The sequence below is a fragment of the Bradyrhizobium ottawaense genome (assembly GCF_900099825.1).
GTDB classification, from domain to species: domain Bacteria; phylum Pseudomonadota; class Alphaproteobacteria; order Rhizobiales; family Xanthobacteraceae; genus Bradyrhizobium; species Bradyrhizobium ottawaense_A.
The window spans coordinates 8,064,064-8,084,789 of sequence record NZ_LT629693.1 but is presented as its reverse complement, the minus strand read 5'-3'; the positions used below and the strand labels follow the sequence as shown (position 1 = coordinate 8,084,789).

The window sequence follows — 20,726 nt, the reverse complement described above, 5'->3', positions numbered from 1 at the left end:
TCCGATTCGAAAACAGCGAATAGCCGTGGCGATCGGCTTACCAGTGGCCGGTGTTCGGCATCGAAGCCCACGGCTCCGCCGGCGGCTTCGGCTCGCCCTTCTGCAACAGCTCGATCGAATGCAGGTCCGGCGAACGCACGAACGCCATGTTGCCGTCGCGCGGCGGGCGGTTGATGGTGACGCCGGCCTTCATCAGGCGATCGCAGGTCGCGTAGATGTCGTCGACCTCGTAGGCGAGGTGGCCGAAATGGCGATCCTCGCCGTATTTCTCCTCGTCCCAGTTGTAGGTGAGCTCGACCAGCGGCGCGCCGCGATTCTGCGGGGCGGCCTTGAACAGGCTCTCGTCCTCGGCGGCGCACAGGAACACCAGCGTGAAGCGGCCTTTCTCGTTGTCGACCCGGCGCACTTCCTTCAATCCCATCGCGTCGCGGTAGAACTTCATCGCGACATCGAGGTTGCGGACGCGCAGCATGGTGTGGAGATAACGCATGTTTCTTGGCTCCCTGGGAACGTGACAAAGTTGTTGGCCATTTTCGGCGTGACGGGGCTTCAATAGCAGCAAATTGCACCATGGGGCAGGGGTTTGCGCGCCGCCTTGGCATCTTGCGTGGTTGAGCGATTCAACACTTCGCGAGCTGGAGTTGCCAACGCCAAGCTGGAAAACGACCGGGTATTGTGACCTAATCCCGCGATTGGAATCTCACGGCGGACACGGGGGGGGGCATCACATGAATTTTGCAGAGGCGATTTCGTCGGGCTTTAGCAAGTATGTTCAATTCGGAGGCCGCGCCTGCCGGTCCGAATATTGGTACTGGACGCTCTTTGTCGTCATCGCGTCCATTGTCGCGAATATCATCGATGCGACGCTCGGCATCGGGATGGTTGGTACGATTGTCGGACTGGGATTGTTTCTGCCGGGCCTCGCCGTCAGCGCCCGCAGGCTTCACGATATCGATCGGACGTTCTGGTGGATACTGCTCGCGTTCACGATCATCGGTACGCTCGTGCTGATCTACTGGGCTTGCCAGCGCGGTACCGCCGGCCCCAATCGGTTCGGCGCCGATCCACTCTGAGGCGGGCGCGGGGGTGACGGCTCCGAACAAAGGGCCGTCAGAACGAGTTCGCCAGTTCGATCTCCTGCCGAAGGGCTTCGATCCGTCTGGCGGCTTCCTCGGCCGTCAGATCCTCCGCAAACTGCTTGGGCTGGTACGCCTCGATCGAAAGGGAGCGAAGGGTGCTGGCCTGGCCGCGGCTCATCGGGCCCTGCAGGCGGTCGGGATAGCGGTCGTACGTCATCGAAACCTCCGTTTCGGCAAAACTGCCACTTGCAATTATGTTCTATATTTGTTCTCTTTGCGTGACAACCGCAAGGGGTCTCGCCATGGACAATAGAGTTAATAAAATCCGCAAGAAAATCAGTGCCTTGAGATTGGAAATGCGGGAGACCGAAGGCGCCATGCGCAAGGAAGTCGCCCACGACGGGGACTGCGCCGGCAGCGCCACCAGGCTGATGGCGATGCGGGCCGAATTGGCTGATCTGGTGGGGGAGCGGCGGACGCTGGGAGACCTCACGCCGATCGGGCTGCCGGATCTCCGGAAGCCGCGCTTCGCGCGGCGCTGAAGGCTGCGGGACCGAACAGATGCGCGCCGCAGCGTCGCTTCGGCAGCGTGACCGCGAACACATCGTTGATCGGGGCCTGCGTTACGTCTCGGTCAAAGGGCGGGCGGGGCCGGTTGTCTGGCCTCGCTCGATGCCCTAACAGTCGTTCCGTTTTGGCGGTCCGCACTCACGTATGCGGTTGGCGGGCGCGCGGGCAGGGGGCGGATCGGCATGATTCTCGTTACCGGCAGTATTCTGGCGCGTGAGGATTCCTTCGACGCGGTGCTTCGTTCCTGCATCGAGCACGTCGAGCGCTCGCGCAAGGAGCCCGGCTGCATCTCGCACGACGTGCATGTCGACTGTCAGAACCCGATGCGGCTGTTCTTCTTCGAGCAATGGGCGGACGAAGCCGCGTTGCGAACCCATTTCGCTGTCGAGGGATCCAAGGCGTTTGTGAAATCCCTGAAAGGCCGCATCGTCGAAACGTCGGGCACGAAGATCTACCGCACCGAAGAGATTGCGAGATAACCGGTCCGGCAGCGAGCCTGCTGATCTCGCCTAGAGAAGGGGATTGTGGATCCAGTCCTCGGGCCAGAACTTGTTTCCGATCCATCCGAGCGCCGCCGCCACCGCAAAGAAGATGATGGCGCTGGGGATCAATTCGTCGATGTCGCGGCGCAGATGCCGATGAAAAACAGTGCGGCCTGAATGAGCCAGATTGCGATGGTCTGAAGCGTCATCATGGCGCGACGCTAGCAGCGCTAACGGCCCGCGTGCGTGACGCAAATCACCTCGATGGCGCGCAAGCGTGAATGATCGGGCTGCGATCGGCTTCGCGCCGGTGTTCGCTGTCGTGTTGGCCGCTAGACCTTGACGTCCACCACGGACGTTTCCTCGGTCCGGGTTTCTTGCAGGGCCGCTTCCTCGGCGACCGCCTCGGTATGGTAGACCGCGTCCAGATCGTCGTTGATGGTCTTCGGCGGCGCCTTGGCGGTCTGGTCGACGAGGAGCTGAATTCTAGCCTGCGTCACTTCAACCGGTACGGGATAAATGACCATGAGAGGACCCTCCTGACGTAAACTTGTCAGGTGGCCATTTACGCCTTGCAAAGAGGTTGGGTTAACGGCGGGCCGTTTCAACGACACGAGGTGAACAAAGGCTTTAAGCTTCCGTTTCGAAGCCGGCAGCGCCGGGAGGGCGCCACGACACCTCGTTAGTGCAAGGCCGCCGTGCGAGGCGTCAGTGAGTCTGGTCCAGACGCTCGGCGTAGAGGCGGAATTCCTCGGCCATCTCGATCAGCTTCTGGGAAGCTTCGGGATCCTTGATGGCCTTCGCCAGGCGTTTGGCTCTGTTGGACTGGTCTCGGTAATGATCGGCTTGGGTCATGGCGGCACCTTTCAGAGATATGTACCAACCGCCCCCAAAAGGTTCGAACCAGCCGCGCAGGTCTCGAATTCGTGTTCAGGGGCGCGTCGGGGCTTTGAACCTCCGGAGATTCCGCGCGTTAGGTGTTCCCGATAGCAACCGAACACCCCAAAGGAACATCAAATGGCAGGCGTGAGCGGCATCAAGGAGCATATGGAAGTGATCGGAGCCGATGGTGCGCCAGTGGGCACCGTCGACAAGGTCGAGGGCGGCAGGATCAAGCTGACCCGGAAAGACAGCGGCGAGGGCAGTCACAAGGGCCACCATCATTACATTGACGGCAGCCTGGTCGCCGACATCGAAGGCAACAAGGTGCGGCTTTCGGCCAACGGCGCCGTTGCTGTCACGATGGAGCAGGAAGCGTAACGGTCTGTTAAGCGGGCACAGGGGGCGAAAAACGCGCCCCCTGTTCGTTCCAGAAGAACAAAAGGAGTCTGGCTTGCGGCGCCCGGATGCGCTGCGGCAAATCGTTTCGCGCGTTACATCAGCATTTTCATCGATCTGAGCTGTTGCATTGCGCTAAACTCGGCCCAGACCGGGGAAGCGTCCGCGATGAGGAATGGGCTCTATTCGATTCACATGCATATGCTCGACGGGGTGAAGGGGCGCGACAGCGGCGTCCTGATCCTGCGTGACGGCGTGCTGCTCGGCGGCGGGCCGCACTTCTGGTCGATCGGCTCCTACACGGTCGGCAACGGCACCTGGAAGGGGCAGTTGAGCACCGACCAGCACACGGGGTTTGCCGACCCGTTCGTTCGCCCGCTGTTTGCCGGCGAGGCGGTCGCGAGCGGGTTTTCCGGGACATTTACGGAAAGCACGGCGGAAGCGTTCGGCACGGTCCTGGTCGGGCGTCGCAGCCTCAGCTTTCACGCAACCTTGAAGCGGCTTGCCGACGCCTGAGAGGCGCTGTGTCGGTGAAGGTTGTGGATCGCTGCGCAGCAAGAGCAGACGGCGACGACGGAATTCGCAATTCCGCTCCTGTGTGTGCCCTGTGGATTTGCTGCGGATAATCCTGGCGCGGCGGCATCTGAAAGTCCGGACCGGTTAGGTCAACACTTCCTTTCGGCAGCCGGGATAACCCTATTCAGTTAGGTTAAAACCCAATTCGCGTTGTGCGTGTCCGCGATCGGCGTAGGGATGGGCCCCGAGGAAAACAGCCATGGTCCCTTCGTTCCACAATGCAGATCAACCGACCCACCGGCGCGTAATGGTGGTCGGCGCGCTGTTTTGCGTAGCCTTCATCGCCGTCAGCTTTTCGCTCCGGCCGCAGCCGGATAGCGGGCATGTGCTGGTCAAGGCCGACCGGCTGGTGCGCACCGCCGGCGAGCCGCACAAGGCGAACTAGCCTGGCGCGCGCTAAGCTCCGTGGTCCGGCGCATTTTCGTCTGACGGCTTGTGATATTTCGCGACGCCGATGAAACCGGCATAGCCGATCACATTGAGCAGAATTTCCATCCATGGCGGCATGAGCGACCTCCTGAGGAAGAGAATCCCCGAGGTCGTCGTTCGTTCCGCGCTGCGGTCGGGCAGTTCGCGTCATACCGTGTCGGAACTTTTGCTCCGATAACAGCATCTCGCGCTACGTTATTCCGAGTACTCGTTACGCGCTCGCGCCTGGCCGCGTCGGCGTCAACATCGCGCCAACGAAAACCCCGCCGGAATCCGAGGATGCCGACGGGGTCTTTCATGCTTCACCTCTCGCAAGGTTGCCGCACTCGAATTGCAAACGCCGGAGCAGCGTTTACGTTCCGGCCGTTTCCAAATTTTCTTGCAGGAGATCCACGGCCGGTTCCCTTCATCTTCGGGCGTCGTCCTGCAACCATCGCAACGCGTCGGCGTTATCCCGTCCGAACAATGCAAGGAGGTGCGTATGAAAAAGGCACTTGCCGTCCTGGCGACGGTCGCCACGGTTGGCGCAACCGCCATTACTGCGCCGGCACAGGCGCGCGGCATCGGCCCCGGCCTGGCGTTCGGTCTGGCTGCGGGCGCTATCGCGGCCGGCGTCGCGGGCGCCTACGGCCCGTATTACGGGCCCGGCTATGGCTATTACGGTCCTCGCTAATACGGCCCGGCCTATTACGGCCCGGCTTATTACGGACCCGGACCCTACGCCTACTATGGCGGGCCGTATTACCGGCATCGCTACTATCGTCATTGGTAATCTGAAGAGCCCGGAGCATTGCTCCGGGCTTTTTGCCGTAATGCGCTTCCTTAGGTCCAGAACGAGGGCCGGTTGAATCCGCTCCACGCCTTGCCGAGGGTCGTCGCGTAATATTCCTCGCGCTCGCGCTCGAATTTCTGCTGGGTTTTCTTGAAGCTAGCCACGCGTGCCGCAATTTCCGCCCGTTCGCGCGCGAGCCGTTCTTCCTGTTCCGTCATCGCCCATCCCGTTTCTTGATTCGTATCCCGCATCATTGGCGGTCGCGAATGGGGCGCGAATTAGGAAACGGCGTTGCAGGATTGTGATCGCGCGCCTTTGCACACCGAAGCCGGTGGATAAGGCAGGCGGCATTCTTGTGGCAGCCATGCCTTCCCGGTAGCCGGTAGCGAACAGCAAACGGGAGGTTCCAATGGCAAAGATCGATCTGGACTCGCTGAGCATCGAAGAACTCGCAGGCTTGCGCGACCACGCCACCGACAAGCTGTTCGAGAAGGTCGCCGCGCGGCGCGCCGAACTCGAAGCGGAGCTGGAAAAGCTCGCCCAGTACGGCAAGCCGGTGAAGAAGGCGGAAGGTGCTCCGGTTGCCAAGGTCAAGAAGGCTGACGAGGCGCGCGAGCCGAAGGAGCCGGTCGCCAAGGCGGCGTAGCGGCGGCGTGCCCGGACCGATCTGAATCGGCGCTCACTTGATTGGTGGTGCCTGCGGGACGGTTGCATCGATCTGGCAATCCGGGCGGCCGTGCTATAACCGGCCGGCTTGAAAAACGGGGGCTCTCCTTTGATCGCTCCGGATCTGCGCAGCGGCGTCGAAGCGCTCGGTAACATGATTGCCGAGGCGTCATCGATCGTTCCGTTCACCGGCGCCGGCATCTCGACCGAATGCGGCATCCCCGATTTCCGCTCGCCGGGAGGGTTGTGGACCCGTAACCGGCCGATCGCGTTCGATGAATTCGTTTCAAGCCTGGATGCGCGCGACGAGTCATGGCGGCGGCGCTTTGCGATGGAGCCGACCTTTGCTGCGGCGCGGCCCGGGCGCGGTCACCGCGCGCTGGCGTCGCTCTACAAGGCCGGCAAGGTCCCCGCGATCATCACCCAGAACATCGACAATCTGCATCAGATGTCCGGCTTCAAGCCCGACGACGTCGTCGAACTGCACGGCAACACCACCTATGCCCGCTGCATCGGTTGCGGGCAGGCCTATGATCTTGCTTGGGTAAAAGCGCGTTTCGAGGAAACCGGCAGTGCGCCCGACTGCACGGTCTGCGACGACCCGGTGAAGACCGCGACCATCTCGTTCGGGCAGGCGATGCCGGAAGACCAGATGCGCCGCGCCACAGAACTCGCGCAGCACTGCGACCTGTTCCTGGCGATCGGATCGTCGCTGGTGGTGTGGCCGGCCGCGGGCTTTCCGCTGATGGCCAAGAACTGCGGTGCAAAACTCGTCATCATCAACAACGAGCCGACTGAACAGGACGATGTCGCCGACCTCGTGATCCGCCACGACATCGGGGAGACGCTCGGACCGTTCGTAGGCAATTGATCTGAAATTGATTCGTAGCTGTGCAAGCCTGTTCATAGTTCCCGGTAGAATTGTTTTTTAGCTATGCGCCGCAAGCGGGAGTGTTATCTTTTGAGTCAAGAGATTCGCGCGGCGTTATCATGAGTGGTCATGGATGGGCGCGTGTTCCGGTTCCGTCACGGCGGTGACGAACCGTTTTTTTAATGTGTGGGGTCCGGGGTCATGGGGTCGGACGGATTTGAGTCCAAGAAGCTCGGGGGGCCGCCGTCAGGCGGGACGGGCCAGAACAGGCTTGGGCCAGTTGAATATTCTGTCGGCGCGGAGCGCGATGCGGCGATAGACGCGTTGACAGGGCTCGGCGAAGCCGCAGCCAATCTCGTCGAAATCTCGGGCGTCATCAAATGGTTCGACGCTTCCAAGGGCTACGGCTTCATCGTGCCCGACAACGGTTGGCCCGATGTGCTTCTGCATGTCACCGTGCTCCGGCGCGATGGCTATCAGACCGCCTATGAGGGGGCGCGGCTGGTGGTCGAATGCGTGCAGCGCCAGAAGGGCTATCAGGCGTTCCGAATCGTTTCGATGGATGAATCCACCGCGATCCATCCGGCGCAGATGCTGCCGCCGCGGACCCATGTCAGCGTCACCCCGACCAGCGGTCTCGAGCGGGCGCAGGTCAAGTGGTTCAACCGGCTGCGCGGGTTTGGCTTCCTCACCTGCGGCGAGGGCACGCCCGACATCTTCGTGCATATGGAAACGCTACGCCGCTTCGGCATGACCGAGCTGCGTCCCGGCCAGTACGTGCTGGTGCGGTTCGGGCCGGGGTCCAAGGGCATGATGGCGGCCGAGATCCATCCCGAGACCGGGCCGTCGGCGCTCTCGTCGCACTGATTTCAGTAACAACGCCTGACGGAATTGTGAGGCGGAAGGCGCGTGCGCCGGCCGCGGCCTCTGGTATTTGCCGGGATCATCGGGTTAGGGTTTGCGAGCTAATCCCCTGAGATGTCCGGCGTGAGTGCTTTCATGAATTTCGCTTCAATTGTTGTGCGCGGTTCGCGGTGCGGCCGGTTGCTGACCTTGCTGGCCGCTGCGATCGGTATGTTCGTTACCCTTTGCGCAAGTCCCGCCGCGCAGGCGGCGAGCATTCAACCGCTGGAGATCGTCACCAAGTCTGGCGTGCAGGTGTTTTCGGTCGAGATGGCGACGACCGAGGAGGAGAAGACCACCGGGCTGATGTACCGGAAGGAGCTGGCCGACGGCAAAGGCATGCTGTTCGACTTCTCGCCGGAGCAGCAGGTCTCGATGTGGATGAAGAACACCTACATCTCGCTCGACATGATCTTCATCCGCGCCGACGGCCGGATCCTGCGGATCGCCGAGAATACCGAACCGCTTTCCACCAAAATCATCTCCTCCGGCGGCCTCGCCAAGGGCGTGCTGGAAGTGATCGCGGGCACGGCGCAGAAGTATGGCATCCAGCCCGGCGACCGGGTCGCGCACCCGCTGTTTGCGAGGCACTGAGCGAAAGCGTTCGGCGCCTTGCTGGCGGCGGTTTATGCGTGTATCGACGCATTTCCCAACGGATCGGGGTATAGCGCAGCCTGGTAGCGCGGCAGTTTTGGGTACTGCAGGTCGTTGGTTCGAATCCAGCTGCCCCGACCAAACAACCCATTGTATTGTCTGCTTAAATGCGACGCCGAGGCATGGTGGTGTCGATTTGCGACGAAGTCGCCATCGGGTCGCCACGGCCAACGACTTACGTTCGGCCACGCCTCAGCAAGCCGGGGAAGTATCCGGACGGGGACTTAACCTGGACGGGGTGGGATGATGCCAGCGTCGGCAAAGCCGCATACGCTGGAAGCTATCGGGTCATTTTGCGTAGCCCTGTGAGCGGAGCCACGCGACCTTGCGGTTTCCGTTCATCCAGTCGTCAGCATCTGCCTTGCTGGTCAGGCCGGTAATTTCGCGTTGTTCGCTTTCCGGATAGTCCGCCTGGATAGTCCAGTTATCGTCTGCGATCCGGAGGGTCTTAAAGGTCACTCTTGCTTTTGCCATAGGCCACTATGCAGGCAAGAGCATCAAAAGAGAACCGGATTTCCTCCGTACCAACAACAACGCCGCCAGAGCTGAATAATGCTCGGCGACGCTGCGCTAATTACTGGTCCCTCATAATCCACCAGCTCAAGTATGTCAGAAGGTTAGGACCAAAGGTTCAAAGGCGGCATCAGAAGCGTGCCGCTTTGTGTCCACATCCGACACAGTCTGCGTTACGCGGCCTCTGGAATACACTGCGCTGGTCGCAAATCGGCTTGCAATATTGTTCTCGTTATGTTCTAATTGGTCATTCTTTCGGAGGTGGCCAATGGACGTCGAGAAACAGCGGGAAATCGTTCGGCTCTGGAATCGCATGCGCCGGGTCGAAGGCCCGCTCGCTGAGGAAATCCGGATTCAGATCCTTCAATGTTTTGCGGAGAGCGAGCGCGTCGCCGATACGCGCCTCGACGAGCGCCGCGCGGCGATGGAGCGCGTCTCGATTCAGCCCAGTCGTCGGCCCGCGCATATCAGGCTCGTCGCCTAGACTGCACCGATTGCGGCAGCATCAATTGCGCAACCTGCGCAGCGCATTTCGACTTGATCGATTCGGCGTCCGTCAAGATTGACGGAATCGCCGGGCGGTGCATGCTGCGCGGATGTTGTCGCGCGTGCGCAATCATTTCAAGGATGCAAAACTTTCCCGCATGAGTAGCGGGACGTACTGCATCATCCGCGATCTCGGGCTGGTCAAGGGCGGCAAGGGGATGCGGCATCACGAGGTGCTCGTCACCTTCAGCCTTGGCGCGCTCGGCCGTTCGATCGGACTGGTGCGCGGCGATCTGGCGGGCGTGAGCAAGCGGCGATTGGCCTGGCTGCAACGCGTGCCGGAGCGGCTCGCAGCGGACGTCAACGCGTCTTCGGTACCGGAAAGCGCTTCCCAGCCCTGAGCGATCAACGCTGCGAGGACTGCCACGCCAATAGCCGGTGTTCGGCGAACGACATCGCCACCGACGTCACGTAACCGGTCACACCGAGCAGGATAACGCCGGCGAACAGGTCGGCCGAGCGAAAGGCCCGCGCCGAGAGCAGCACCCAGTGGCCGAGCCCGTCGAGGCCGGCCAGGATTTCGCAGACCACGGCGAGGATCAGCGCCACCGTCAGGCTGAGGCGCATGCCGGCGAGAATGTCGGGGCTCGCCGACGGCAGCGCAATTTTGAAAATCACCGCGAGCTTCGACATCTGCAGCGACCGCGCCACCTCGTAGAGGCGGGGCTCGACCGCGGCGAAGCCGTGGATGGTCGCCAGCATGATCGGCCAGATCGCACCGAACGAGATCACGAACAGCGCCATCGCTTGCGTCAGCCCGAGCATCGCAATCGCGACCGGAATGATCGCCGAGACCGGCAGCGGCCGCAAAAATTCCAGCGACGGCGCCACATAGGCCCGCATCTTCGGCGACGATCCGATCAGGGCGCCGAGCGCGATGCCGGCAATGGAGGCGGCGAGCCAGCCATAGGCCATGTGTTCGATCGTGCCGGCGAGCTTGGCCCAGAGGTCTCCGGTCGAAAATCCGCGCACCAGCGAAGCCCAGGCGCGGTCCGGCCCGGGCAGGAACACCGGCGACACCCATTTCAGGTTGGCGATCAGTTGCCAGAGCGCAATGAAGCCGGCGGCAACCGCAAAGCTCGAAAGGCGCCAGAGGAGTGCGGTCGATTTCACGCGCTGTCTCCGCTCAACGCGGCGCGGCCGAACAGGCGGCGCTGCGCCACCACCAGCAGAATATTCAGCGCGTAGCCGATGGCGCCGATCCAGACCAGATAGGCCAGCATCAGGTCCGCGCGCAGCGCCTGCTGCGCCAGCATGATGCCGGCGCCGAGGCCGATCGGATTGATGGCGATTTCGACGGTGACGGCGACGATCAGCGCGATGCCGGCGGCCAGCCGAAACGCCACGAAGATGCGCGGCAGCGCGGCCGGGATGATGATCTTCCAGACCCGCTGTGCGGGCCGCAATCGCAGCGCGCGCGCGACCTCCATCAGCCGGGGCTCGATGCTGCGCACGGCGGCCCGGCTCAGGATCAGGATTGGCCAGACGCAGGCAAAAGCGACGATAACGATTTCCATACGGTAGCCGAAGCCGAGCGCGATCAGCGCGATCGGCAGCAGCGCAATCGAGGGGATCGGCCGGATCGCCTCGACCGTCACTTCCATCAGGCGGTTGAGCGTGTTGGAAAGCCCGAAGGCGATACCGAGCGCAAGACCGATGATGCTGCCGATCGCAAGGCCCGCGAACGCCGCGAACAGCGTGTCGCGGGTGGCGGTCAGGATCGAGAAATCGGCGATGGCGCCGGCAAGCGCCAGGATGATCTCGCTCGGCGGCGCCAGGCTGTCGCTTTGCAGATGCGCGGCGCGCGCCCAGATTTCGAAGGCCACGAGCACCGCGACCGGCAGCAGCAGCGCCTTTGCGGAGTCTCGGCTCACTGTTCGGTCGCCTTGATGAAGTCGAACAACTGCCGCCGCAGCCGCAGGAATTCCGGATGCTCGCGGGTCGACAACTGGTCGCGCGGGCGCGGCACGTTGACGGGCAGTTCGATGCCGATCCGGCCGGGATGCGGCAGCAGGCCGATGACGCGGTCGCCGAGATAAATCGCCTCGTCGAGGTCATGCGTCACGAAGATCACGGTGGCGCCGCTGGCTGCGACCAGAGACAGCACCTCGTCCTGCAAGCCTTGCCGCGTCATCGCGTCCAGCGCGCCGAACGGCTCGTCCATCAGCAGCGTCTTCGGTTCCTGGGCCAGGCAGCGGGCGATCTGCAGGCGCTGCTGCATGCCGCCGGACATCTCGGCCGGGTATTTGCCGGCGTGGCCGGGCAGGCCGACGGTGCGCAGCAATTCCTCGATGCGGGCAGGGCGCTCGGCGGCGGGCATGCCACCGGCTTCGAGCGCCAGCGAGACGTTGCCGGCCGCGGTGCGCCACGGCAGCAGGGCCTTGCCGTAATCCTGAAACACGATCGCGATCTCGCGGCGCGGTTCGCGCATCGGCTGGCCGTCGAACGTGACCCTGCCGCGGGTCGGCTGATAGAGCCCCGCCGCCAGCCGCAACGCCGTGGTCTTGCCGCAGCCGGAGGCACCGACGATGCAGAGGAATTCGCCCGGCCGGACGCCGAGGCTCAGATTCTCGATGATGGTCTTGCCGCCAAGCTCGAGGGTGGTATCGGCAAACGCGATCTGCGGCGCGGGAGCGCCGGGGACGGGATCGAGGCGCATCTGGGCGTTTGCCATCGTTTGAGCTTTCACTTGAGCTTTCATGGCGTCAGCGCTCGTTGCCGCCGGGATAGACAATGTCCAGGGTCGAGCGCAGATGCGCTGCCAGCATCGCCTGCGAGCCCTGAACGTCACGGCCGAGCACGCGTTCGGCGAGCAACTGGTGCGCGCGGACGAATTTCTTGCCGCTGTCGAAGGAGCGCATCATCACGCGGCGGTAGCGATAGGCCTGGTCGTAGAGATCGGAGTGTGCGGCCAGCAGGCGTTTGGAGCCGCAGCCCGCCAGCAAAGCGGTATGAAAGCCCTTGTGCAGCCGGTCGAAATCCTCCGCGCCTTCGCGGAATTCATCGCCGGTCCGCTCGATGTGACGGCGCATCTGGTGCAGCGCGCTGACGATGCCGGCCTCCCAGGCATCGTCGCCGCTATCGATCGCGAGCCTGATCGCCTCGATCTCGATCGCGGTGCGCATCAGGGTAATGTCAAGCAGGTCTTCGCGGCTGATGTCGGCGACGCGAAAGCCGCGCTGTCCGGTGCCGACGATCAGCCCGCGCGACATCAGCCGCGACAGGCCTTCGCGCAGCGGCGTTGCGCCGATGTCATAGCGCTGCACCAGATCGACGATGCCAAGCCGGGATCCCGGCGCGAGCAGGCCGGCGAGAATATCCTGCTCGACCAGCGTTGCCGCGCGCTCGCTCAAGGTTGCGGCTTCGATCACCGGTCGGCTCGCAGGGAGTTCTTGAGCCGGCATTGCGAGACCCTCATTTCAGGACAAGTTTATTGGGTTCGAGTTTGGATTGCAGCATTTTCTGCGACGACATCACTTCGATCCACCATCCGAGCTGCTCGGGTTTGAGTACCGGTTCGGAGCGGTTCGGCGGCGTCATCTTGACCAGCTCGATCGGCTGCTTGGTGAATTTGGAGATCGAGGCGGAGGCCTTTTCGCGGTCGTTGTTGACGATCTCGGCGGCCTCGGCGATCGCGTCGCGGAATTTCTTGATCGCAGCGGCGTTCTTGTCAGCCCATTCGCGCGAGGTCGCATAGAAGATGATGGGATCGGTCCGCGCCAGCTCGACCGCGTAGCGCGCACCGACCGAGCCCAAGCCCGCATTGGTCATGCGCGTCACGAACGGTTCGGCCGTCAGCACCGCATCGACGCCGCCGGACTTGATGATGTCGGACATGGTCGGGAAGGTGACCTCGACGAAATTGACGCTTCTGGGATCGACGCCCTTTTCGACCAGCCATTTCACGAACAGCACATGCAGGAAGGCATTGAGGCCGGGCGCGCCGACCTTCTTGCCGACGAAATCCTTTGGCTCCTTGATGGTGATGCCGTTGCGGACGAAGGCGGTGATGTTGCCGTTCGACACCGGATTCATCACCGAGGCGCCGGCGATGCCGACGAGATCCAGCCCGCCGTCGACGGCCTGCAGGAACACGGTCGAGGTCGGCCCGCCGATCTGGATCGAGTTCGACAGGATCGCCGCCGGAATGTTCGAGTTGATGCCGATCGGCGTCATCTCGACCTCGAGCCCGTGCTTTCTAAAGATGCCTTCATCGACCGCCACCATGGCGGACGCGCAATCCGACGTCGCGGTGCAGCCGACCTGGATCTTGGCTTGCGCCAGGGCCGAACCCGTCAGCGCCATGCCGATGGCAAACGTCGCGATGGTCTTTTTCACTGCGGTTTCCCCACTTACATTTTTAATGCTTGATTATCGATATTTTCTTTGATCATATATTACATCCGAAAGCAAGGGGTGATCAGATGAAACTCGCAACGTTCAAATCCGGCGGCCAGGACAAGGTCGCCATCGTGCATTCCGGCGATGGTCGCCTGTTTGATCTGGCAGCCGCCGCTAGCCGCGACGGCGGCGCCAATCCGGCCTTCGCGTCGATGCTGGCTCTGATCGATGCCGGCGACGGCGCGCTCGAACAGGCCGCAAAGGTGTTCGACAAGCACGGCAGGGACGAATCCCTGTCGGTCCCGGTGGCGGGCGCCGACATTCTCGCGCCGATCCCGGAGCCGAGGCAGATGCGGGACGGCATGTCGTTCCCGCTGCATATCCTGCAGGCCCCGCGCGGGCAGTTGAAGCTCGCCGCGCGCGCCAAGAACGACATGGCCGAACTGGCGCGGCTCAACGCCGAACCGCTCGGCGAATTGCCGGAGATCTATCGCAAGCAACCGATCTACTACATCACCAACCGCTTCAGCGTCCGCGGTACCAACACGACCGTCAAATGGCCGCGCTACAGCCATGTGATGGACTACGAGTGCGAATACGGCGTCATCACCAAGAACAAGGGCGCCAATATTTCCGCTGCCAAGGCCAAAGATCACATCTTTGGCTATACCATCTTCAACGATTTCTCGGCGCGTGACGCCCAGCGGATCGAAATGGAAGGCCGGCTCGGCCCCGCCAAGGGCAAGAGCTTTGACGGCGGCAATGTGATGGGACCCTGGATCGTCACGCCCGACGAGATCGGCGACCCCTACAAGCTGAACATGGAAGTCCGCGTCAACGGCAAGATGCGCTCGCAAGGCGTATCCGACGGCATGCTGTTTCCGTTCGAGGAGATCATCGCGCATGTCACCAAGGATGAAACGTTGATGCCGGGCGAGTTCATCGGCTCGGGCACCGTCGGCAACGGTTGCGGGCTGGAGCTCGGCTGGTACCTGGAGCATGGCGATACAATCGAGCTCGAAGTCGAGAAAATCGGTATTCTGAAGAACCGGGTTGAACGGCAAGACGCGAAGACGGCCTAGGCCCCCAACAAAAACAGAGTGAGGAAAACGCCATGGCGCGCAAATTGATCGACATCTCCGTTCCCCTGCAAAACGACGTGCCCGCCGATCCGCCGGGCGGTCACCCGACCATCCAGTACATCGATCACCAACAGGGCCTGCCGCGGATGCTGCAGTTCTTCGATGGACTGAAAGCCGAGGATCTGCCGGATGGGCAGGGCTGGGCAGTCGAACAGGTGCAGCTCTCCACCCACAACGGCACGCATCTGGATGCGCCCTGGCACTTCCATCCGACCATGAACCGCGGCGAGCGTTCCTGGACCATCGACGAGGTGCCGCTGGAGTGGTGCCTGCAGCCCGGCGTGAAGCTCGACTTCCGGCATTTTCCGGACGGCTATGTCGCCACCGCCAAGGACGTCGAAGCCGAACTCAAGCGCATCGGCCATGCGCTGTCGCCGCTGGAGATCGTGGTGGTCAATACCAGCGCCGGCGTCAAATACGGCCGGCAGGATTACGTCACTTCGGGCTGCGGCATGGGCTATGAGGCGACGATGTATCTTTTGGAGCGCGGCGTGCGGCTGACCGGCATCGACGGCTGGAGCTGGGACGCGCCGTTCGTCTATACTGCGAAGAAATACGCGGAGACCCATGACGCCAGCCTGATCTGGGAAGGCCACAAGGCCGGCCGTCATATCGGTTACTGCCATATCGAAAAGCTGCACAATCTCGAGCAGCTGCCGTCGACCGGGTTTATGGTGTCGTGCTTCCCGGTCAAGATCGAGCGCGCTTCGGCGGGCTGGACCCGGGCAGTGGCCATTCTCGACGGCTAAGGCTTACGTTCAAAGAAAAACAAAATCAGGGAGAGAACGACATGACGGAATTGCGTATGCCCGCGATGAGCGGGTGCCTCTGCTGCGACCAAGACATTCCGTCATCGTCCGCGCCATCGAGGCGCGGCTTCATGCTCGGTGCCGGCGCGCTGGCGCTTTCGACCGCAGCGGGAGGCGGCCGCGCTATGGCGCAGGCCACTCCGGAAACAAAACCCTTCCGCATCGACGTCCATCATCATCTCTCGCCGCCGAGTTACATCACGGCGTCGAACGAGATCGGGTTCGGCGAAGGCTTGATGAGGAGCTGGACCATCGAAAAATCGCTCGCCGACATGGACAAGGCCGGTACCGCCACCGCGATGCTGTCGGTCACCACCCCCGGCATCAATCCGGTGAAGCCCGATGTGGCGCGGCGGCTGTGCCGCGAGTCGAACGAATACGCCGCCAAACTCGTGGCAGATCATCCCGGGCGGTTCGGCAATTTCGCGATGCTGCCGCTGCGGGACGCCGAAGGCAGTTTGCGCGAGATCGAATACGCGCTCGATACGCTGAAGGCCGACGGCATCGCGTTGATGACGAGCTACGGCGACAAATGGCTCGGCGATCCCCTGTTCCTGCCGGTCCTGGAGGAACTCAACCGCCGCAAGGCGCTCGTCTACACCCATCCGACCGCGGCCAATTGCTGCGTCAATCTGGTTCCTACGCAGCAGCCTGTCATGATCGAGTTCGGCACCGATACGACGCGCACCATCGCCGACATCGTCTTCTCGGGCAATGCGCAGAAGTTTCGCGACATCCGCTGGATCTTCTCGCATGCCGGCGGAACCATGCCGTTCCTGATCGAGCGCTTCGTCCGCAACCCGTTGCTGGAACCGAACGTGAAGCCGACCGTGCCTGATGGCACGTTGGCTGAACTCAGGCGCTTCTATTACGACACCGCGCAGACTTCGAACAAAAGTGCGATGTCGGCGCTGGCCGCGATCATTCCGCCATCGCAGATCGTGTTCGGAACCGATTTTCCGTACCGAACCGGGATCGATCACGTCAAAGGATTGCGCGAGGCGGGCGTGTTCACGGACGAACAAATCGCGTCGATCGAACGCGGCAATGCGCTCAAGCTGATCCCGCGGCTGGCCAGCTAGTGTTCGTGGGAAAGCTGCGCGCTTGTCGCGCGGCGGAAATCAGAATTTGTTCAAAGAGAAGTTCCACTCAAAGAAAAAGGCGTGCCGGCTATGCGGCACGCCTTAAACTTATAACCGATCACGCGTAGCGGGACGGCGATCAAGCCGATGTCACCACCTGCAGACGCGAGCGCCGTAAGCGTTCCACCAGCAACGCGGACCGGGGCGAACGATCACGCCGCCACCGTAGTAGCCATAGCCACGACCATAACCACGGCCATAGCCGCGGCCCCAGCCACCGCCACGTCCCCAGCCACCGCCGCGTCCGCCACCGCGCCAGGCCTGGGCGGGCGAAGTCGTTGCGCCAACCAGAATCGCAGACGTGCTGGCCACGTAGACGAACAACAAAGCCAACGCTGCGAGGCAGCGCGTCAGGATATTGTAGCGTTTAGTCATTCAAGAATCTCCCGGTCACTTCCAAACAACCGAACTTCGGCTTTATCTCACTTAGACGCCTGAGAATGCTTTCGGTTCAGATGCGCTAAGACAATATTTTTACTAAGGTTCTTGCGGGTTTTAACGACTTTATTGAGAAGGGAATGTAAGGTCAAGTTACAGTCTGGTTGCGGCGGATTTACGGATCTCGCCGTTCATCTTTCTGAACGTGGCTGATCGTGCGTTGCAGAATTGGAACGCAAAAACTCCGGCAAGGTTGCTTCAGCCATTTGATGGCCGCGCCGGCAATTTAAGGCCACGCCCGTAACTTGATGTCGACACGATTCCCATCTCTCAGCGCGCGACGATCCCCGCCCTAACGAGTCCCCATGCCCAAACAACACACCTATGTGCTCGGCCTGAACACCTATGACCATGATGTGAGCGCCTGCCTGTTGCGCGACGGCGCCATCGCGTTCGCGATCGCCAAGGAGCGGATCACGCGAAACAAGCATGCTTCCGGCTTCTACAAGGAGGTGATCGATTATTGCCTGCAGGCCGAGGGCATCACGCTCGATGACGTCGATCTGGTCGTGCGCAATTGCTACATCATGCCGGTCCCGGAAATGGAGGAGCGGCTGGTCTATTTTGACGCGCCGGGCTTTCTTCCGGAATTCGAGCGCGGCGAGGCCGCGAAGCACCCGCTCTACCGGTCGGGGCAGGACAAGGTGGTCTCGATCTCGCACCATCTGGCGCACGCCTACAGCGCGTTCGCGGTGTCGCCGTTCGAGGAAGGCGTCGTGATGATCGTCGACGGCGTCGGTAGCTATCAGTCCGACGTCATGGAAGCCTATCCCGCCAGCGATACGGCGACGCCGCTCGCGCGCGAATCCGAGAGCTACTACAAGTTCAAGGGCAACGAACTGGAATGTCTGAAGAAGGTCTGGATGGAGCCGGACCGCGGCTTCCTTAGCGATGAATTCTACACCATGCCCGGTCTCGGCGCGCTCTACAGCCGGGCCTCGACCTACATCTTCGGCGACTGGAACAAGTGCGGCGAGCTGATGGGGCTCGCGCCCTATGGCCGGCACGAACAGGTCAAGCACCTGCTGGAACTGACCGACGGCAAGTTGCAGGTGCCGCGCTGGACCGGCGAGTTCACCCAGCCCCACATCTTTGACGGCAGCAGCTGGGAGAAAAGTCCCTCGATGCGGCACTGGGAAGATCTGGCCTGGCGGGTGCAGGACGATACCGAAAACGTGCTGCTCGCGCGCGCGCGCTGGCTGCGCGAAACGACCGGGGCGAAGAACCTGTGCATGGCCGGCGGCGTCGCGCTCAATTGCGTGGCGAACGGCAGGGTCGCCCGCGAAGCCGGGTTCGACAATGTCTGGATCCAGCCGGCGGCGGGCGATGACGGCATCGCGATCGGCTGCGCCTATTATGGCTGGCTGGAGATCCTGAAGCAGCGGCGCAGCTTCGTCATGGACCATTCCTATGTCGGCAAGCCCTATAGCGAACAGGAGGCCGCCAGCGCGCTACGGAAGTTCCTGGTGCGGATTCAGGTCGATGCCAGGCGCAGCGACAATGTCTGCCGCGATACGGCCAGGCTGCTCGCCGACCAGCGCGTGATCGGCTGGTTCCAGGACCGCTCGGAGTTTGGGCCGCGGGCGCTCGGCAATCGCAGCCTGCTGGCCGATCCGCGCAAGCCCGAGATGAAGGACATCCTCAACAGCCGCGTCAAGCACCGGCAAGCGTTCCGGCCGTTCGCGCCGATCGTGCTGGCCGAGCGGATGAAGGACGTATTCGAGGGCGAGGAGGACTCGCCGTTCATGCTGATCGCAAAACCGGTTCGCCCCGAATGGCGCGACAAGATTCCGGCGATCGTGCATGTCGACGGCACCGCACGCGTGCAGACCGTGCGCGAGGCGACCAATCCGAGGCTCTATCGTCTGCTGAAGGAGTTCGAGGCGCTGACCGGCGTTCCCGTGCTGATCAACACCTCCTTCAACATCAAGGGCGAGCCGATCGTGGAAACGCCCGAGGATGCCGTGGCCTGCTTCCTGAACACGGGGATCGACAATCTGATCCTGCACGACACGGTGGTGACGAAGACGGCGATGCACCGGGTGGTCGCGCCGCTCGTCAACACCTTCACCGACGTCGCGACCCTGGTGGCATCGACCCAGCCGGCCGGAGCGGGGACCGGCTGAGAACGCAGCCTGTCTCAGCCCGCGCTCAGGCGGGTTTCGGTACCGGCGGTTTGGGCAGCGGCTTGTCCTGCCGCTTCGACCAGGAAATGTAGTAGGCGACGATGGTCATGATCGCGATGCCGGTGACGCTGACGAAGATCTGCGCGAACAGCGAGCCCGAGCTCATCGACAGCTCGAAATGCCCGACAAAGGACAGGAATACGCCGACGCAGAACACGGCAAGCGACTGCTGACCGCAGACGATCAGCGGATCGAACACCTTCCACTCCAGGCCCGGCCAGTCCTTCGGCACGAACCGGATCACCATGATCACGATGACGACGAAGTGGAGGAAACGATAGGGCGCCAGGTTGGTTTTGTCGTTCGGGTTGAACGTCGAATACAGCCAATGCGGGAACAGCGACCCGAAATCCGGGAACTTGCCGGCCATCGTCATGACGAGGCCCAGGATCAGATAGCCGATGCAGAGCCAGAGCGTGACCGGGTGATTGATCACCCCCATCGACCGCCGGGCGCCGCCAAGCGCGCACCATGAGCCGAACACGAACAGCACCTGCCAGCAGTACGGATTGAAGTACCAGGTGCCGGCCGGGTAGGCAGGCAGGTTCCAGCCCGTCTGGCGGGCCACCAGCCACAATGCGATCGACGCCAGCATGGTCCAGTTGGGCTGGCGCAGCATCATCCACAGCACCGGCGGAAACAGTCCCATCAGCACGATGTAGAGCGGCAGCACGTCGAGATTGACCGGCTTGAACTTCAGGAACAGCCCCTGCCGCAGCGTTTCGGTGGCATTATCGACCAGCCCGACGACGTTGAACTCGTTGACCAGTTCGGAATCGCCGAACCGCAGCGCCAGATAGCTGATCGAGGCGATATAGATCACGAACAGGATGATGTGGGCGACGTAGAGCTGCCAGACACGCTTGGTCAGCCGGGTGGCGCCGACGATGAAGCCGCGGTCGAGCATCATCCGGGCATAGACAAAGGAGGCGGTATAGCCGGAGATGAAGACGAACAGGTCGGCGGCGTCGCTGAAGCCGTAATTGCGGGTCGTGATCCAGTTCACGACGTTGTCGGGGATGTGATCCAGAAAAATCGCCCAGTTCGCGACCCCGCGAAACAGGTCGAGCCGGAGGTCGCGTCCTTTTTCGGGTAGGGTGGCGTTGATTTTCATGGGTGCCGTTTCGAAGTGATGCTTTCGAGAGGATCGGGCCGCTAGATCAGGCTCTAGATCGTCCTTGGGCCGCTGGGCGGCCCAAGATTGTCACAGTGCAGCATAATGACTATACCGGTGCAGAACTGGTACATTCGGGGTTACGGAATCACCGATCAAGTCCCTGAAAGGTGTCTCTATACTATCCCTGATGTTTCCGCCAAACGCTTCCATGT

The 20,726-nt window shown here is 62.2% G+C and carries 30 protein-coding genes, 1 tRNA gene and 1 pseudogene; 17 read left to right on the top strand and 15 right to left on the bottom strand.

The annotated features are described in order from the left end of the window. Positions 1–37: 37 nt before the first annotated feature. Positions 38–490, bottom strand: a complete 453-nt coding sequence (locus BLR13_RS38230; RefSeq protein WP_074829260.1) for a VOC family protein — start codon at positions 488–490, stop codon at positions 38–40. 238 nt (positions 491–728) lie between these two features. Between BLR13_RS38230 and BLR13_RS38225 the strand changes: the two genes are divergently transcribed. Then, positions 729–1,073 carry a DUF805 domain-containing protein gene (locus tag BLR13_RS38225; RefSeq protein ID WP_074829263.1) on the top strand — a complete coding sequence of 115 codons (345 nt, stop codon included), beginning with the start codon at positions 729–731 and terminating at the stop codon, positions 1,071–1,073. 37 nt (positions 1,074–1,110) lie between these two features. Here BLR13_RS38225 and BLR13_RS38220 read toward each other — a convergent pair whose 3' ends face one another. Beyond that, complete coding sequence (locus tag BLR13_RS38220) at positions 1,111–1,296, bottom strand: DUF3072 domain-containing protein (RefSeq protein ID WP_244525026.1); 186 nt, start codon at positions 1,294–1,296, stop codon at positions 1,111–1,113. 139 nt (positions 1,297–1,435) lie between these two features. On the opposite strand from BLR13_RS38220, the gene BLR13_RS38215 reads away from it, so the two are divergent. Both BLR13_RS38215 and BLR13_RS38210 read left to right on the top strand, forming a co-directional pair. Beyond that, a complete protein-coding gene (locus BLR13_RS38215; RefSeq protein ID WP_074829266.1) occupies positions 1,436–1,621 on the top strand; it encodes a hypothetical protein in 186 nt (61 codons plus the stop codon). 210 nt (positions 1,622–1,831) lie between these two features. Then, on the top strand, positions 1,832–2,128 hold the full coding sequence (locus BLR13_RS38210) for a putative quinol monooxygenase (RefSeq protein WP_074829269.1): 297 nt from the start codon (positions 1,832–1,834) through the stop codon (positions 2,126–2,128). A gap of 30 nt (positions 2,129–2,158) precedes the next feature. On the opposite strand, the gene BLR13_RS40885 is transcribed toward BLR13_RS38210, so the two are convergent. The 3 genes from BLR13_RS40885 to BLR13_RS40880 form a co-directional block, all read right to left on the bottom strand. After that, positions 2,159–2,386, bottom strand: coding sequence for a hypothetical protein (locus BLR13_RS40885; protein WP_143039821.1), 228 nt, complete (start codon positions 2,384–2,386; stop codon positions 2,159–2,161). Positions 2,387–2,463: 77 nt separating this feature from the next. Then, a complete protein-coding gene (locus BLR13_RS38205) occupies positions 2,464–2,658 on the bottom strand; it encodes a hypothetical protein (protein ID WP_074829274.1) in 195 nt (64 codons plus the stop codon). 181 nt (positions 2,659–2,839) lie between these two features. Next, positions 2,840–2,986, bottom strand: a complete 147-nt coding sequence (locus BLR13_RS40880) for a hypothetical protein (RefSeq protein ID WP_154070909.1) — start codon at positions 2,984–2,986, stop codon at positions 2,840–2,842. Between the two features lie 162 nt (positions 2,987–3,148). On the opposite strand from BLR13_RS40880, the gene BLR13_RS38200 reads away from it, so the two are divergent. The 4 genes and pseudogenes from BLR13_RS38200 (at position 3,149) to BLR13_RS38190 (ending at position 5,186) form a co-directional block, all read left to right on the top strand. Beyond that, complete coding sequence (locus BLR13_RS38200; protein ID WP_074829281.1) at positions 3,149–3,391, top strand: DUF2171 domain-containing protein; 243 nt, start codon at positions 3,149–3,151, stop codon at positions 3,389–3,391. A gap of 186 nt (positions 3,392–3,577) precedes the next feature. Next, positions 3,578–3,925, top strand: coding sequence for a GrlR family regulatory protein (locus BLR13_RS38195; protein ID WP_074829284.1), 348 nt, complete (start codon positions 3,578–3,580; stop codon positions 3,923–3,925). 259 nt (positions 3,926–4,184) lie between these two features. Beyond that, positions 4,185–4,370: a hypothetical protein gene (locus BLR13_RS40875; RefSeq protein ID WP_074829287.1), complete on the top strand. Its 186-nt coding sequence runs from the start codon at positions 4,185–4,187 to the stop codon at positions 4,368–4,370. Positions 4,371–4,895: 525 nt separating this feature from the next. Further along, positions 4,896–5,186 (top strand): annotated as a pseudogene (locus BLR13_RS38190) (hypothetical protein). Positions 5,187–5,236: 50 nt separating this feature from the next. Here BLR13_RS38190 and BLR13_RS41285 read toward each other — a convergent pair. After that, a complete protein-coding gene (locus BLR13_RS41285) occupies positions 5,237–5,404 on the bottom strand; it encodes a hypothetical protein (protein WP_171945011.1) in 168 nt (55 codons plus the stop codon). A 191-nt stretch (positions 5,405–5,595) separates the two neighbouring features. Between BLR13_RS41285 and BLR13_RS38180 the strand changes: the two genes are divergently transcribed. The 5 genes from BLR13_RS38180 (at position 5,596) to BLR13_RS38160 (ending at position 8,361) form a co-directional block, all read left to right on the top strand. Then, the gene (locus BLR13_RS38180) at positions 5,596–5,832 is read left to right on the top strand and encodes a hypothetical protein (RefSeq protein ID WP_074829290.1); all 237 of its coding nucleotides are present in this window, start codon (positions 5,596–5,598) and stop codon (positions 5,830–5,832) included. Positions 5,833–5,961: 129 nt separating this feature from the next. Continuing rightward, the gene (locus tag BLR13_RS38175) at positions 5,962–6,723 is read left to right on the top strand and encodes an SIR2 family NAD-dependent protein deacylase (RefSeq protein WP_074829292.1); all 762 of its coding nucleotides are present in this window, start codon (positions 5,962–5,964) and stop codon (positions 6,721–6,723) included. Between the two features lie 201 nt (positions 6,724–6,924). Beyond that, the gene (locus BLR13_RS38170; protein ID WP_074829295.1) at positions 6,925–7,590 is read left to right on the top strand and encodes a cold-shock protein; all 666 of its coding nucleotides are present in this window, start codon (positions 6,925–6,927) and stop codon (positions 7,588–7,590) included. Positions 7,591–7,722: 132 nt separating this feature from the next. Next, entirely contained in the window at positions 7,723–8,220 is a 498-nt protein-coding gene (locus BLR13_RS38165) for a DUF192 domain-containing protein (RefSeq protein ID WP_074832244.1), read from the top strand. A gap of 64 nt (positions 8,221–8,284) precedes the next feature. After that, positions 8,285–8,361 (top strand) — tRNA-Pro (locus tag BLR13_RS38160). A gap of 207 nt (positions 8,362–8,568) precedes the next feature. On the opposite strand, the gene BLR13_RS38155 is transcribed toward BLR13_RS38160, so the two are convergent. Together BLR13_RS38155 and BLR13_RS41280 are read right to left on the bottom strand one after the other, a co-directional pair. After that, positions 8,569–8,739 carry a hypothetical protein gene (locus BLR13_RS38155; protein WP_244525025.1) on the bottom strand — a complete coding sequence of 57 codons (171 nt, stop codon included), beginning with the start codon at positions 8,737–8,739 and terminating at the stop codon, positions 8,569–8,571. A 301-nt stretch (positions 8,740–9,040) separates the two neighbouring features. Continuing rightward, positions 9,041–9,259 carry a hypothetical protein gene (locus tag BLR13_RS41280; RefSeq protein WP_172805583.1) on the bottom strand — a complete coding sequence of 73 codons (219 nt, stop codon included), beginning with the start codon at positions 9,257–9,259 and terminating at the stop codon, positions 9,041–9,043. A 178-nt stretch (positions 9,260–9,437) separates the two neighbouring features. On the opposite strand from BLR13_RS41280, the gene BLR13_RS38145 reads away from it, so the two are divergent. Beyond that, positions 9,438–9,680: a hypothetical protein gene (locus BLR13_RS38145; protein ID WP_154070911.1), complete on the top strand. Its 243-nt coding sequence runs from the start codon at positions 9,438–9,440 to the stop codon at positions 9,678–9,680. Between the two features lie 4 nt (positions 9,681–9,684). On the opposite strand, the gene BLR13_RS38140 is transcribed toward BLR13_RS38145, so the two are convergent. From BLR13_RS38140 to BLR13_RS38120, 5 genes are read right to left on the bottom strand one after another with little or no spacing between them, the layout of a single operon-like run. Beyond that, positions 9,685–10,452: an ABC transporter permease gene (locus tag BLR13_RS38140; protein WP_074829306.1), complete on the bottom strand. Its 768-nt coding sequence runs from the start codon at positions 10,450–10,452 to the stop codon at positions 9,685–9,687. Continuing rightward, positions 10,449–11,213 (bottom strand): ABC transporter permease, encoded by a 765-nt coding sequence (locus tag BLR13_RS38135; RefSeq protein WP_074829310.1) that lies wholly within the window; start codon positions 11,211–11,213, stop codon positions 10,449–10,451. The genes BLR13_RS38140 and BLR13_RS38135 overlap by 4 nt, the downstream gene beginning before the upstream one ends. Further along, positions 11,210–12,013 carry an ABC transporter ATP-binding protein gene (locus BLR13_RS38130; protein WP_074829314.1) on the bottom strand — a complete coding sequence of 268 codons (804 nt, stop codon included), beginning with the start codon at positions 12,011–12,013 and terminating at the stop codon, positions 11,210–11,212. The genes BLR13_RS38135 and BLR13_RS38130 overlap by 4 nt, the downstream gene beginning before the upstream one ends. 31 nt (positions 12,014–12,044) lie before the next feature. Continuing rightward, complete coding sequence (locus BLR13_RS38125) at positions 12,045–12,743, bottom strand: GntR family transcriptional regulator (RefSeq protein WP_074829317.1); 699 nt, start codon at positions 12,741–12,743, stop codon at positions 12,045–12,047. Positions 12,744–12,753: 10 nt separating this feature from the next. Beyond that, positions 12,754–13,644, bottom strand: a complete 891-nt coding sequence (locus tag BLR13_RS38120; protein ID WP_074832247.1) for an ABC transporter substrate-binding protein — start codon at positions 13,642–13,644, stop codon at positions 12,754–12,756. Between the two features lie 119 nt (positions 13,645–13,763). Between BLR13_RS38120 and BLR13_RS38115 the strand changes: the two genes are divergently transcribed. Genes BLR13_RS38115 through BLR13_RS38105 form a run of 3 tightly spaced genes read left to right on the top strand, consistent with a single transcriptional unit; the run spans position 13,764 to position 16,713 of the window. Next, entirely contained in the window at positions 13,764–14,762 is a 999-nt protein-coding gene (locus tag BLR13_RS38115) for a fumarylacetoacetate hydrolase family protein (RefSeq protein ID WP_074829319.1), read from the top strand. Between the two features lie 32 nt (positions 14,763–14,794). Next, the gene (locus tag BLR13_RS38110; protein ID WP_074829322.1) at positions 14,795–15,571 is read left to right on the top strand and encodes a cyclase family protein; all 777 of its coding nucleotides are present in this window, start codon (positions 14,795–14,797) and stop codon (positions 15,569–15,571) included. Positions 15,572–15,612: 41 nt separating this feature from the next. Beyond that, entirely contained in the window at positions 15,613–16,713 is a 1,101-nt protein-coding gene (locus BLR13_RS38105; RefSeq protein WP_083387664.1) for an amidohydrolase family protein, read from the top strand. A 150-nt stretch (positions 16,714–16,863) separates the two neighbouring features. On the opposite strand, the gene BLR13_RS38100 is transcribed toward BLR13_RS38105, so the two are convergent. Continuing rightward, a complete protein-coding gene (locus BLR13_RS38100) occupies positions 16,864–17,148 on the bottom strand; it encodes a hypothetical protein (protein WP_074829325.1) in 285 nt (94 codons plus the stop codon). A gap of 368 nt (positions 17,149–17,516) precedes the next feature. Here BLR13_RS38100 and BLR13_RS38095 point away from each other — a divergent pair, with 368 nt between their 5' ends. Continuing rightward, positions 17,517–19,337, top strand: a complete 1,821-nt coding sequence (locus tag BLR13_RS38095) for a carbamoyltransferase family protein (protein ID WP_074829330.1) — start codon at positions 17,517–17,519, stop codon at positions 19,335–19,337. A gap of 25 nt (positions 19,338–19,362) precedes the next feature. Here BLR13_RS38095 and BLR13_RS38090 read toward each other — a convergent pair whose 3' ends face one another. Beyond that, positions 19,363–20,511, bottom strand: a complete 1,149-nt coding sequence (locus BLR13_RS38090; RefSeq protein WP_074829336.1) for an OpgC domain-containing protein — start codon at positions 20,509–20,511, stop codon at positions 19,363–19,365. Positions 20,512–20,726: the final 215 nt, after the last annotated feature.